The sequence below is a fragment of the Streptomyces sp. NPDC048637 genome (genome assembly GCF_040650675.1).
Lineage (GTDB): Bacteria > Actinomycetota > Actinomycetes > Streptomycetales > Streptomycetaceae > Streptomyces.
The window spans coordinates 1-12817 of sequence record NZ_JBEZHQ010000041.1; the positions used below are offsets into that span (position 1 = coordinate 1).

12 protein-coding genes are annotated in these 12817 nt (G+C 71.8%); 3 read left to right on the plus strand and 9 right to left on the minus strand.

Features of this window, described 5'->3' with window-relative positions:
• Positions 1 to 135: 135 nt before the first annotated feature.
• From AB0C46_RS33750 to AB0C46_RS33760, 3 genes are read right to left on the minus strand one after another with little or no spacing between them, the layout of a single operon-like run.
• A complete protein-coding gene (locus tag AB0C46_RS33750) occupies positions 136 to 1311 on the minus strand; it encodes a dipeptidase (RefSeq protein WP_362832538.1) in 1176 nt (391 codons plus the stop codon).
• Positions 1308 to 1874 carry a 5-(carboxyamino)imidazole ribonucleotide mutase gene (gene purE, locus AB0C46_RS33755; protein WP_362832540.1) on the minus strand — a complete coding sequence of 189 codons (567 nt, stop codon included), beginning with the start codon at positions 1872 to 1874 and terminating at the stop codon, positions 1308 to 1310. Before purE ends, AB0C46_RS33750 begins: the two co-directional genes overlap by 4 nt.
• Complete coding sequence (locus AB0C46_RS33760; protein ID WP_362832638.1) at positions 1871 to 2989, minus strand: 5-(carboxyamino)imidazole ribonucleotide synthase; 1119 nt, start codon at positions 2987 to 2989, stop codon at positions 1871 to 1873. Before AB0C46_RS33760 ends, purE begins: the two co-directional genes overlap by 4 nt.
• A 185-nt stretch (positions 2990 to 3174) precedes the next feature.
• Here AB0C46_RS33760 and AB0C46_RS33765 point away from each other — a divergent pair, with 185 nt between their 5' ends.
• Positions 3175 to 3600: a hypothetical protein gene (locus AB0C46_RS33765; RefSeq protein WP_362832542.1), complete on the plus strand. Its 426-nt coding sequence runs from the start codon at positions 3175 to 3177 to the stop codon at positions 3598 to 3600.
• Positions 3601 to 3758: 158 nt separating this feature from the next.
• Positions 3759 to 4268, plus strand: coding sequence for a GtrA family protein (locus AB0C46_RS33770; protein WP_362832544.1), 510 nt, complete (start codon positions 3759 to 3761; stop codon positions 4266 to 4268).
• A 25-nt stretch (positions 4269 to 4293) separates the two neighbouring features.
• Here the strand turns inward: AB0C46_RS33770 and AB0C46_RS33775 are convergent, their stop codons facing one another.
• Both AB0C46_RS33775 and AB0C46_RS33780 read right to left on the minus strand, forming a co-directional pair.
• Positions 4294 to 5541 carry an ATP-binding protein gene (locus tag AB0C46_RS33775; RefSeq protein WP_362832545.1) on the minus strand — a complete coding sequence of 416 codons (1248 nt, stop codon included), beginning with the start codon at positions 5539 to 5541 and terminating at the stop codon, positions 4294 to 4296.
• A 16-nt stretch (positions 5542 to 5557) separates the two neighbouring features.
• Positions 5558 to 6238, minus strand: coding sequence for a response regulator transcription factor (locus AB0C46_RS33780; RefSeq protein WP_033266590.1), 681 nt, complete (start codon positions 6236 to 6238; stop codon positions 5558 to 5560).
• Positions 6239 to 6745: 507 nt separating this feature from the next.
• Here AB0C46_RS33780 and AB0C46_RS33785 point away from each other — a divergent pair.
• Positions 6746 to 8251 carry an oligopeptide:H+ symporter gene (locus tag AB0C46_RS33785; RefSeq protein ID WP_362832546.1) on the plus strand — a complete coding sequence of 502 codons (1506 nt, stop codon included), beginning with the start codon at positions 6746 to 6748 and terminating at the stop codon, positions 8249 to 8251.
• An 82-nt stretch (positions 8252 to 8333) separates the two neighbouring features.
• Here AB0C46_RS33785 and AB0C46_RS33790 read toward each other — a convergent pair whose 3' ends face one another.
• The 4 genes from AB0C46_RS33790 to AB0C46_RS33805 form a co-directional block, all read right to left on the minus strand.
• Entirely contained in the window at positions 8334 to 9788 is a 1455-nt protein-coding gene (locus tag AB0C46_RS33790) for a hypothetical protein (RefSeq protein WP_362832547.1), read from the minus strand.
• Entirely contained in the window at positions 9788 to 10861 is a 1074-nt protein-coding gene (locus tag AB0C46_RS33795) for a hypothetical protein (protein ID WP_362832640.1), read from the minus strand. Before AB0C46_RS33795 ends, AB0C46_RS33790 begins: the two co-directional genes overlap by 1 nt.
• 125 nt (positions 10862 to 10986) lie before the next feature.
• Positions 10987 to 11979 (minus strand): hypothetical protein, encoded by a 993-nt coding sequence (locus AB0C46_RS33800; protein ID WP_362832548.1) that lies wholly within the window; start codon positions 11977 to 11979, stop codon positions 10987 to 10989.
• A gap of 104 nt (positions 11980 to 12083) precedes the next feature.
• Positions 12084 to 12803, minus strand: coding sequence for an LPXTG cell wall anchor domain-containing protein (locus AB0C46_RS33805; RefSeq protein WP_362832549.1), 720 nt, complete (start codon positions 12801 to 12803; stop codon positions 12084 to 12086).
• Positions 12804 to 12817: the final 14 nt, after the last annotated feature.

Below are 12817 nucleotides of genomic sequence, written 5' to 3' on the forward strand. Positions count from 1 at the left end.
GCCTGGTGTGTGGACGTAAAGCGAAGCAGTCCACACACCAGGCCCCGGAGGCCCGTCACCGCACCCGACAACCACCTGCCCGCCGCAGGCGCAACGGCGAGAAACCACAACGGCGGGACAGACAAAAACGTGGGATCAGCCAAGCGTCACGTGAGACGGCCCCCGCCGCAATCGCTCTGCGTGAGCCACGTCCTCCGCCGCGCGCAAAACGCGCACCGCGTTCTGCCAGGTGAGCTTGGCCAGATCGGTCTCGGACCACTTGCGGTCCAGGAGTTCGGCGATCAGGTTCGGGTAGCCCGCGACGTCGGCCAGGCCGTCGGGGGTGAAGGCGGTGCCGTCGAAGTCGCCGCCGATACCGATGTGGTCGACGCCGGCGACCTCACGCATGTGGTCGAGGTGGTCCGCGACGGTGGCCGCGGTGGCCTTCGGCCGCGGGTTGGCCGCCTCGAAGGCCCGCTGGACCGTCATGCCCGCCTCGGTGGTGTCGAGGTGGTGCAGACCGTGCGCGCGCATGTTCTCGTCGGCACGCAGCGTCCACTCGACGGCCGCGGGCAGCACGAACTTCGGCACGAAGGTGGCCATCGCGACCCCGCCGTTGGCGGACAGCCGCGCCAGCACATCGTCGGGGATGTTGCGCGGGTGGTCGCAGACGGCGCGGGCGGAGGAGTGCGAGAAGATCACCGGCGCGGTGCTGACGCGCAGCGCGTCACGCATGGTGTCGGCCGAGACGTGCGAGAGGTCGACCAGCATCCCGCAGCGGTTCATCTCACGGACGACCTCTTCGCCGAAGGCCGACAGGCCGTGGTGGCGCGGCTCGTCGGTCGCGGAGTCCGCCCAGTCGATGGTGTTGTTGTGGGTGAGCGTCATGTAGCGCACGCCCAGCTGGTGCAGCGCGCGCAGCGTGGCCAGCGAGTTGTTGATGGAGTGGCCGCCCTCGGCGCCCATCAGGGACGCGATCCGGCCCTGCGCGCGGGCCGTCTCCATGTCGTCGGCGGTGTACGCGAGACGCAGCGCGTCGGGGTAGCGGGCGACCAGCTCCCGGACCACGTCGATCTGTTCAAGGGTGGCGCTGACGGCCTGGTCGCCCGCGTAGTCGGCGCGCACGTACACCGACCAGAACTGCGCGCCGACGCCGCCGGCCCGCAGCCGCGGCAGATCGGTGTGGAGGTGCGCGGACTGGTCGGCGGCGATATCGCGCCGGTCGAGGTCGTAGCGGACCTGCTCGCGCAGGGCCCAGGGCAGGTCGTTGTGACCGTCGACGACGGGCCAGCGGGCGAGCAGATCCCGTGCCGCCCCCTGGGAGGAGCTCACTTGGCGCCGCCGAAGCCGAAGCCGTTCGGGGTGGCGACCTTGGAGCGCAGCCGCTTGCCCTTCTCGGTGGCCTGGTCGTTCAGCTCCTGCTGGAACTCCCGCATCCGGCCCATGAGTTCGGCGTCCTGGGTGGCGAGGATCCGGGCGGCCAGCAGCCCGGCGTTACGGGCCCCGCCGACCGAGACGGTGGCGACCGGCACCCCGGCCGGCATCTGCACGATGGAGAGGAGGGAGTCCATGCCGTCGAGGTACTTCAGGGGGACGGGGACGCCGATGACCGGCAGTGGGGTGACCGAGGCGAGCATCCCGGGGAGGTGGGCCGCGCCCCCGGCGCCCGCGATGATCGCCTTCAGGCCGCGGTCGGCCGCCTGCTCGCCGTACGCGATCATCTCGCGCGGCATGCGGTGCGCGGAGACGACATCGACCTCGTGGGGGATCTCGAACTCGGCGAGGGCCTGGGCGGCGGCCTCCATGACGGGCCAGTCGGAGTCGGAGCCCATGACGATGCCGACCACGGGGGACGGGTCGGCCGGGCGGGTTTCGGGCGAGGGGCTGGAGGTCATTCGGTGATCGTTCCTCGCAGGTAGCCGGCGGCATGAGCGGCGCGCTCGCGCACGTCGGCCAGGTCGTCGCCGTAGGTGTTGACGTGTCCGACCTTGCGGCCGGGCTTCACATCCTTGCCGTACATATGGATCTTCAACTGCGGGTCCCGCGCCATGCAATGGAGGTACGCGTAATACATGTCGGGGTAGTCGCCGCCGAGGACGTTGGCCATCACCGTCCAGCGGGCGCGCGGGCGCGGATCGCCGAGCGGGAGGTCGAGCACGGCACGGACGTGGTTGGCGAACTGCGAGGTGATCGCGCCGTCCTGGGTCCAGTGGCCGGAGTTGTGCGGGCGCATGGCGAGTTCGTTGACGAGGATCCGGCCATCGGCGGTCTCGAAGAGTTCGACGGCGAGATGGCCGACGACCCCCAGCTCCTGGGCGATGCGCAGCGCCAGCTCCTGGGCCTGGCCGGCCAGCTCGGAGTCGAGGCCGGGCGCCGGCGCGATCACGGTGTCGCAGACGCCGTCGACCTGGATGGACTCCACGACCGGGTAGGCGACGGCCTGGCCGTGCGGGGAGCGGACGATGTTGGCCGCCAGCTCGCGGACGAAATCGACCTTTTCCTCCGCGAGGACGGGCACCCCGGCGCGGAACGGCTCGGCGGCCTCCTTGGAGGATCGTACGACCCAGACCCCCTTGCCGTCATAGCCGCCGCGGACGGTCTTGAGGATCACCGGGAACCCCTCGCCCTCGGCGGCGAAGCGCTCGACGTCCGCGGGGTCCTCGACGATGCGGTGCCGCGGACAGGGTGTGCCGATGGCGTCCAGCTTCGCCCGCATCACCCCCTTGTCCTGGGCGTGCACCAGCGCGTCGGGACCGGGCCGTACGGGGATGCCGTCGGCCTCCAGTGCCCGCAGGTGCTCGGTGGGAACGTGCTCATGATCGAAGGTGATCACGTCACAGCCACGGGCGAAGGCGCGCAGCGTGTCCAGGTCGCGGTAGTCGCCAATGACGACATCACCGACCACCTGAGCCGCGGAATCCTGCGGAGTGTCGCTGAGGAGCTTGAACTTGATGCCGAGGGGGATACCCGCCTCGTGGGTCATACGGGCGAGCTGACCGCCGCCGACCATGCCGACTACCGGGAACGTCACGCCCCCCAGGGTATCCGCCCGGCTCCGCTGCCCCGATACCGGCTTGGATGATCCTCTGAGTTCGCACGTTCGAAGAGCGTCGATGGAAGATCGACACCGGCCCCTGCTCTCGGGCCGGGGTGCGGGACCGGCGCCCGGAGCGGGCCCGGCGAAGGGGAGGCCGAATGGAGAACAGCGGCATATCGAGGGGCCCCAGGACGCTGGTGATCGTTGTCGCGATCACCGCGCTGCTGATCGCCCTGCACTCCGTTTTCAGCCAACTGTCCGCGCCGGAGGTCTATGACGCGGACGACACCGAGATTGCGGTCTCCCCCGGTGACCGCTTCAGCGTGCGGGTCGCCGACGACCCCGCCGGCGGCTATCACTGGATCATCGCCGAACCCCGCCCCGACCCGGCCGTCCTCAAGGCCGCCGGCGGACGCGTGACCACCGGCGGTCCGCCGCCGGCCGGGCCCGCCCGCCACCTCGCCTTCGAGGCCGTCCATCCGGGCCGTACGGACTTACGGCTGCTGCGCTGCCGGCGCTGCGGCCCCGGTGCGGCCGACGAGGCGGGCGCCCGGAGTCTCAACTTCCGTGTCACCGTCCGCTAGGACTTTGAAGGCAGGCCCTGGACCCGTACGGCCCGCCGGGCTTGCGGGTGGACTCGTCGCGTGGCAGGCACCCTCAACGGGGCGTGGTTAGCATGAGGGGGCGGACCAGGGTTGACGGCCCGCGGACACCGCCCACGACGGGGAGCTGAACGATCACCATGAGTGAACGGAGCGCACTGCGGTCGCGGCTGGAGGCGCTCACTCGTGAAGTGGTGAAGTTCGGCGCGGTCGGCGGCGCGGGTGTCGTGGTCAACTTCGCGGTGTTCAACCTCGTACGGCAGCTGACCGAGGTGCCCGTCGTCCGGGCCAGCATCATCGCGACGGTCGTGGCGACCGGCACCAACTACCTCGGCTACCGCTACTTCACCTACCGCGACCGCGACAAGCGGGGCCGCACCAAGGAACTGACGCTCTTCCTGCTGTTCAGCGCGATCGGCCTGGTGATCGAGAACGGCCTGCTCTACGTCGCGACCTACGGCTTCCACTGGGACAGCCCGCTGCAGAGCAACATCTTCAAGTTCCTCGGCATCGGCGTCGCCACGCTCTTCCGCTTCTGGTCCTACCGCACCTGGGTCTTCCGTACGCTGCCCGCGCGGGAGGCCATAGAGACGGCCGAGTCCTTCCTCGCCGACGGCTCCCACCGCCCGCGCAGCGCCTCCCGGAAGTAGCCCGGGGCCCTCCCGGCCCCGCCGCTCACTCCTCGGCGGGCTCCGCCTCCCGGGCCAGGAACAGCGCGAAGACCGGCGGATGCTGCTGGAGCAGCTCCAGCCGTCCACCGTCCGCCTCCGCCAGATCCCGTGCGACGGCCAGCCCCAGACCGGTGGAATTACGGCCGGACACGGTCCGCTCGAAGACCCGCGAGCCGAGGTCCGCCGACACTCCGGGCCCGGCGTCGGTGACCTCGACGACCGCCTGATTGCCGGTGACGCGGGTGCGCAGCGCGACCGTCCCGTCCCCGTGCATCAGGGAGTTCTCGATCAGGGTGGCCAGCACCTGGGCGACCGCGCCGGGGGTACCCACGGCCCGCAGCCCCTTCTTGCCGGAGCGCACGATGGCCCGCCCCGCGCTGCGGTAGGCCGGCCGCCACTCCTCGATCTGCTGCTTGACCACCTCGTCCAGATCGAAGGCGACCGCGGAACCGCTGCGCGGGTCCCGCGAGTTGGTCAGCAGCCGCTGGACGACATCCGTCAGCCGCTCCACCTGCGCCAGCGCGATGGTGGCCTCTTCCTTCACGGTGTCCGGGTCGTCGGTGACGGTGATCTCCTCCAGCCGCATGGACAGCGCGGTCAGCGGCGTCCGCAGCTGGTGGGAGGCGTCCGCGGCCAGCCGCCGCTCGGCGGTCAGCATCCGGGCGATCCGCTCCGCGCTGGCGTCCAGCACATCCGCGACCCGGTCCAGTTCCTGGACGCCGTAGCGGCGGTGGCGCGGGCGGGGGTCTCCGGAGCCCAGCCGCTCGGCGGTCTCCGCGAGGTCGGTGAGCGGCGCGGTCAGCCGGCGGCCCTGGCGGACGGCCAGAATCACGGCCGCGATGATCGCCAGCAGCGCCACGGCCAGAATGACCAGCAGCGTGCGGCCGATCTCCGCGCTGACCATGGAGCGGGACTCCTGGACCGTGACGGCCTCGCCGCGGTCACCGCGCACCTTGGACTCGATGACATCGCCCGAGGGCCGCTTCCCGATCTCGATCGGCTTCTTGCCGGGCACCGTGATCCGCGCGTATCTCTTGGCGGTGATCTGCTCGGAGAGGATGTCCGGGGTGATCTTCTCGCCGCTGCCCAGCCGGCTCTCCACTATCCCGACCAGCCGGACCGCCTCGGACACCACGCTCTCCTGCGCACCGGCCTGGATGGTGCGGGTCTCGACGATGACGAGCGAGACGCCGAAGACGGCGATCACGACGAGCACCACGGCGAGCGTGGAATTGATCAGGCGGCGGCGCACAGGCTCCCCGGCTCTTTCAGCTTTTTTCGAATCGGAAGCCGACACCGCGGACGGTGGCGATATAGCGGGGGTTGGCGGCATCGTCCCCGAGCTTCTTGCGCAGCCAGGAGATATGCATGTCGAGCGTCTTGGTGGAGGACCACCAGGTGGTGTCCCAGACCTCGCGCATCAGCTGGTCGCGGGTGACGACCCGGCCGGCGTCCCGCACCAGGACCCGCAGCAGGTCGAACTCCTTGGCCGTGAGCTGGAGTTCCTCCTCCCCCATCCAGGCGCGGTGCGACTCGACGTCGATCCGCACCCCGTGGGTGGCCGGCGGCTGCTGGGGCTCGGCGGTGGAGCCGCGGCGCAGCAGGGCCCGTACGCGGGCGAGGAGTTCGGCGAGGCGGAAGGGCTTGGTGACATAGTCGTCGGCGCCGGCGTCCAGGCCCACCACGGTGTCCACCTCGTCGGCGCGGGCGGTCAGCACCAGGATGGGGAAGGAGTGGCCTTCGTTGCGCAGCCGTCGGGCGACCTCCAGGCCGTCCATCCCGGGCAGCCCCAGGTCCAGGACGACGAGGTCGATGTTCCCCTGGAGACCGGCGTCGAGCGCGGTCGGGCCGTCCTCGCGCACCTCGACTTCGTAACCCTCGCGGCGCAGTGCGCGGGCGAGCGGCTCCGAGATGGACGCGTCATCCTCGGCGAGCAGTACACGGGTCATGGCCCGATGGTAGTCCGATGTATCGGCGTCGAGGGGCGGACCAGCGCGGATGGCCGACGACGGACCGTTCCTGCACCGGCACCGCCCTGAGCTGCGAGGCCTCGGGCGCGCGCGAGGGCGCATGATCTCCCGGAGGGGCGCGCATGGTTCCCCATAACGGTGTGAGCGTTGTCTCACGCGGCCCGATGGCGGCGGAACCAGACGTAAAGTAGCTCGACGTGCATCGCACAGCCTCCGGGGCCCTTGACACTCAACTGACGTCATCGGTCCCTCGTTGTGCTCCGGGCCGGTGCCAACGGCCCTGATACACAGTGATCGACCTGCCGTCCGGGGCCGGCGCGCTCGCAAGACGGGGCGTGGAATCCGGGGTACGACCGTCCTGCCGGCCCCTCGCGGTTGCTGGACCTCCCGGACGTGGAGGTGGGCGGAGTTACGCCGGTGCCGGCCACCCCCCACCCGGGCGCGTATCGGCCTGCGAACGCGTCCTGTAGCAGCAAGGAAGCACCCATGGCGTCCAGCCTGACGAAGGACGCGGCCCAGCAGGGGAACCCTGCGAACGGCGGCAAAACCTTCTTCGGCCACCCCCGCGGCCTGGCCACTCTCTTCATGACCGAGATGTGGGAGCGCTACAGCTTCTACGGCATGAAGGCGCTACTCCCGCTGTACCTGATCGCGCCCGGCGGCATGCACATGCAGGCCACCACGGCCACGGCGATCTACTCCGTGTACATGGCGATGGTCTATCTGCTCGCCATGCCGGGCGGCTGGATGGCGGACCGCTTCTGGGGTCCGCGCAAGACGGTCGCCATCGGCGCCTCCGTCGTCATCGCGGGCCACATCACGCTCGCCCTGCCCACCGCGGCAAGCTTCTTCGCCGGTCTCGTACTGGTCGCGCTCGGCTCCGGCCTGCTGAAGGCGAACATCTCCACGATGGTCGGCCACCTCTACGACGGCCCGGAGGACCCGCGCCGTGACGGTGGCTTCACGCTCTTCTACATCGGCATCAACATCGGGGCCTTCCTGGCCCCGCTGACCATCGGCACCGTCGGCGAGAGCGTCAACTGGCACCTCGGCTTCACGCTCGCCGCGGTCGGCATGGCGCTCGGCCTCGCCCAGTTCCTGCTCGGCACCCGGCATCTGAGCGCGGAGAGCAGCGTCGTCGCCCAGCCGGCGACGCCGCAGGAGAAGTCGTCCGCGCTGCGCAAGGGCCTGATCTGGCTGATCGTCGCGGCCGTGTTCTACACCCTGCTCGGTGTGACGGGTAACTTCGCCGACTGGGCGCTGATGCCGATCACCATCGCCGGTCTGGTCATCCCGATCGCGGTCCTGGTCCGCATGAAGCGCGACAAGGAACTCACGGAGCTGGAGCAGTCCAAGCTCTCGGGCTACATGTGGTTCTTCGCGGTCGCCGCCATCTTCTGGATGATCTACGACCAGAACGGCTCGACCCTGTCGATCTTCGGCAAGCACTCCACGACGAACGACCTGCTGGGCTTCCACTTCCCGACGTCCTGGTACCAGTCGCTGAACCCGATCTTCGTCATGGCGCTCGCCCCGGTGGTCGCCTCGGTCTGGCTGTGGCTGAACAAGCGGGACAAGGAGCCCAGCACCGCCGTCAAGTTCGCGTCCAGCCTCGCGCTGATCGGCATCTCGTTCGCGGTCTTCCTCATCCCGCTGATCGACACCGCCGCCAACGGCGGCAGGGTCAGCCCGATGTGGCTGGTGGCGATCTACTTCATCCAGACGGTCAGTGAGCTGTGCCTCTCCCCGGTCGGCCTGTCGGTCACCACGAAGATGGCGCCCGCCAAGTACAGCTCCCAGATGATGGGTGTCTGGTTCCTCGCGGTCACCGCGGGTGACTCCGTATCAGGTCTGCTGACGTCGCCGCAGCTGAACGTCGACCTGAACACCGCGAGCGCGGTCGCGGTCGAGGCCGCCTTCGCGGTCGTCGCCGGCCTCGGCATCTGGACGTCCCGCAAGCGGATCAAGGAGCTGATGGGCAGCGTCAACTGACGCCGGCCGGCCCCGGACAGCGGAAGGGGGCGTCGCACCACCGGTGCGACGCCCCCTTCGTGCGTCCCGTGGACGTGCCGCGTCAGCGGACCCGTACCCGGCGCCGCGGCAGGAACGTGAACACCGCGCCGCCCAGCAGGATGACGGTGCCGGCGACGAGGCCGAGCGCGGTCAGCGCGCCGTGGTCGCTCGCACCGGTCTCGGCGAGGCCGCCGCTGCTGCCGCCCGAGACACTGGCCGGTCCCGCCGCGCTGCCACCGGAGGCCGCCGCGCCGCCGGAGGCACCGCCCGTAGCGCCACCGGACGTACCGCCCGGCTGCGCCGAGGTGTCCAGGGCGAGCGAGACGCCGGGGTCCTTCTCCGGGGTGCAGGTGGTGGTCGTCCCGAGGGCGTTGACGGTGAGCACGCCCGGGGTCAGCGTGGCCTTGCCGGTGGCACCCGGCTTGTAGGTGCCCTTCAGATCAGGGATCGCGATCGGCTGGCCCGACTTGATGGGCTCGGCGTTGGTCGGCCCCTCGACCTTCACCGACCCCTTGTCCGCGCCGCCGACCCTGACGTCCATCGACGGCTTGACCGAGTCCTTGGGGATGTCCGCCGGGCTGTCCATGACGGACTTGCTGAACTTCACCGTCAGGTCGTAACTGCCGCCCTTCTTCACGGCGTTGATCTGGACCGGCGAGGTCGCCTTCTTGTCCCCGATCGGCGTCTTGCAGGCGTAGGGGACCTCGACCTCCTTGCCCTTGTACGCGGTGCCGTCGGGGTCACCGCCGGAGCCGCCGGAGCCTCCTGAGGCCGTACCGCCGGACGAGCCGGAGGTCGTCCCGCCGTCGGTGCCGCCGCCGGAGGCCGTACCGGCGGAGCCGCCGCCGGTGGTCCCGCCCGTCGTCCCCGTCGTGGTGCCGGTCGTCGTCCCGGTCGTGGTCCCGCTCGTCGTCCCGGTGGTGGTCCCGCTCGTGGTGCCGCCGGTCGTGCCGCCGGAACCGCCTCCGCCGTCGGTCACCTTGATGGTGACCCCGGGCTGCACCGCCTCCTTGGGCGAGCACTTGGTGTCCGTCGAGATCGGCCGGTTGACGTTGATGTTGTAGAAGCCGGGCGTCAGGGTGACCTCACCCGGCTTCGTGAGCTTGAGTTTCCCCTTCATGTCGGACAGCACCATCGGAGCGCCCTTGGGGATCGGCGGGTTCTGCCGCGGCCCCTGCATCGCCAGCTCGCCGGTCTGTGCCCCGGCCACCTTGATCGTGCCGGTCGGCTGGACGGTGTTCTCCCCCAGGTCGAGGATGTCGGGGTTCTTGGAGGCCCCCTCGATGGTCTTCCAGACCACCTCGATCTCCTCGCCGACCTTCGCCGTCCCCGGTGCGCTGACCGCCACCTTCGTGGTGCCCTGGATCGGCGGCAGCCCGGATATCGGCGGCGGCAGACACTCCGTCCGGTACGACACCTCCGCTGCCTGGGCGGTCCCGGCCGCGGTCATGATGCCCGCACCCGCGAGCACCAGCGCGGCCGTCGCGGCCACCGCCGCTCTCCTCCGTTGCCTCATCACGCAGAACCTTTCGACGTCGGTCGTTCGGTTGATGTGGTGGTGGACGGTGCGGTGTCCGGGGTGAACCACGGCAGCGCGGCGGAGTCGCCCGGCGTACCGGGGCCGGCCTCCGCGCGCTCACGCCGGGTTCGGTTCCTGATGCGTTTTCCGGTACCGGCCGCGCCGGACGGCCGGCCGGCGGTGTGGCTGTGTGCGGCCGGCTGCGTCCGTCCCCCGGCGCGCCCCCGGCCCGGCCCGTGCGGGCGGACCCGGTCCACCAGGGCCATCCCGATACGGAACACCGCCGTCGGGACCACCACGCAGAGCAGCACCCAGAAGAGCGTCACGCCCCATGGCCTGCCGACCCCCCAGGGCTGCTCGACCAGGACCTTGCCGCCGTATTTGAGGGAGACCAGATAGTCCCCGTGTGCCCCGGCCGGCAGCTCGACCGGCAGTCTGACCTCGGCCTTCTTCCCGGCGGGGACGGTCCCCCGCCATTGCTGCTCCGCCCACTCGGGCGCGAAGACCCCGTGGGAGGTGCCGACCTGGAAGACCGGGTCCTTGGCCGGTGCCGAGCCGAGATTGCCGACCGTGACCGTCAACTCGCGCTGCGGCGGGGCGCCGAACCAGGTCAGCAGGCCGCTGCTGCCCGCCAGCCGCGGCTGGGCGAGGACCGCCAGCCGGCCGCCGGTGCGCTCCTTGGGCAGCGGCGCGACCGGGTGGCCCGCCACCGTGAACGCCGCCTCCGCCTCGGCCGCCGCACCGGTCACGGTCGCCACATGCACCACACAGGGGCAGGGCTTGGGCGGCTCGGCGACCGGGAGCTTCCGGTGGAACGCGCCGTGCGTATCGGTGGTGACGGCCCGCCCGTCCCCGTTGGCGCAGGAGTTGGTGCCGCCGATCATGTTCTGGCCGCAGATCAGCAGCGTGAGCAGCGCCTTGGGCCGCCAGCCGCGGCCGGTCACGGTGACGGTGCCGCCCTTGCCCGCCTCCTTGGCGGAGAGCCGGACGGCGGGTGTGCCGTCGGCGGCGGTGACGTACGGGGCGGCGTGCGCGGCCGCGGCCGGCAGCAGGGCGGGCGCGAGGGCCAGGCACAGCACGAGCAGGGCCGCGGCCCGCCGTCGACTCCTTCGTACGGCAGGCGCCGCGGTGCGCCCCGCCCGAAGCGCACGGGCCGTGCTGCCGGCCCTCGGCCTGCCCGTACCCGTCTCGCCGTTCACGATCGCGCTCCTGAACCGGTACTCGCCAATTCCGCCGCCGGGTCCGCCGCTTGCCCCTCGGGCGGCCGCGCACCGCCGGGAGCGCTCCGCACGGGTTCGCCGCCCCGTGCGTCGCCCGGCCCCCGGGCACGGCGTCGCCGGCGGACGGCCACCAGGCCGCATGCGCCCGCCGCCAGGAGGAACGCCGGTCCGGCGACGACGCCCCAGGGGAGCGCGGTGTACGCGGCCGTGGCGGCCCCGTGTGCCCCGCCGTCCGCCGTCGCCGTGAGCCGCACCTCCACCGCGTCCAGAGCGGGCGGATCGGCCCAGGTCTCCGTCAGCTCGGCGCTCTGCCCCGGGGACAGCCGGCCCGGCAGGGTGCGCAGGCCCCGCCGCAGCACCGGGCCGAAGAGCCCGTCGGCACGCACCGCGAGCCGCGGGGTCAGCACCGTGTTGCCGCGGTTGACCAGCGTGTACCGGATGACCGCCGCACCACCCCGGCCGCGCACCGACACATTCTCGACGGTCAGCGCGGCCAGCACCGGCCCGGACACCCGCAGATGCACCGGTACGGCGTCCCGCTCGACCGCGCCGCGCCCCGTGCCGCCCGCGGTCGCGACAAGCGCGGCGGGGTGGTCGCCGGGGGCCGCGTCGCGCGGCACGGTCACCGTGAACGGGACGGTCGCCCGGGTGCGCGGCGGGACCGTCACCTCCTTGGCGGCGCAGGCGATCCACGCGCCGGAGCCGCGCAGCCGTACCGTGACGGCCCGGCCGGTGGGGTTGCGCAGGGACAGCCGGTCGTTCATGACGGTGCCCGGCGCGCCCTCCAGGTAGAAGTAGGGGCGGTCCTGGGCGCTCGGCGTGGCGCCGTCACCGGGCGCGGGCGCGGCCGACCAGCCCGGCGGCGCCGGTGCGGGGGCCGGCCGGGCCGCGGCCGCGGCGGGGCACAGCAGCACGGCGGCGGTCGCGAGGATCGCACCGCTGACCGCTGTGCGGGTACGAAACGGCATCGGCGGCTCCTGGTGCGAGGGGGTGCCTCCCCGTGCCGGCCGGGGAAGCGGGCGTGCGGGGAACGGCAGGGCAGCGCGCGGGGTCTGGCCTCCCGCGCGGCGGTTCACACCCGCTGGTGACGGCGGGTCAGCCAGAGCGCACCGGCCGCACCGGCCAGCAGCACCGTGCCGCCGAGGGTGCCCAGCGCGACGGCGGAGTCCGCGGGCCCGGTCTGCGGCAGCTGCCCGCCGGCGGAGGCGCCGGTGGCGGATCCGCCGGTGCTTCCCGAGGCGCCGCCCGCGCCGCCGGAGCCCTTCACGTCCAGGGTCAGCGCGGGCTTCGGATGGTTGCTGGGCGTGCAGGTGGTGGTGGTGCCCAGGGCCTTGATCGTGAGAGTGGAAGCCGTGAAGGTGACCTTGCCGCTGCCCTTGGGCGTGTAGGTGCCGCTCAAGTCACTGATCTTGATGGGGGTGTTGGCCGGAACGGCCTGGTCGTTCGGCGGCCCGGTGACCGGCACCGTACCGCTCTCCGCGCCGCCCAGCTGGATCAGCGCGCTCGGCATCATGGCGCCCTTGCCCAGCTCGACGGGGCTGGACGAGACCCCCTTCTGGAAGGACATGACGAGCTGGTACGCGCCGCCGCTGGGAGTGCTCTTGATGTCGATGGGCGAAACCGCGCCCTTGTTGCCGATCGGCGTTCTGCACTGGTAGTTGACGTCGACGACCTCGGCATGGGCGGCCGGCGCGGTGAGCATCACCGCGGACCCCGCCGTCATCGCCACGGCCACGGCGAGGCCGGCCGCCCGGCTCGGGCGCCTGCCGTGCTGTTCGTAGAAGCGGGCCACCTCGAGTTCCCCTT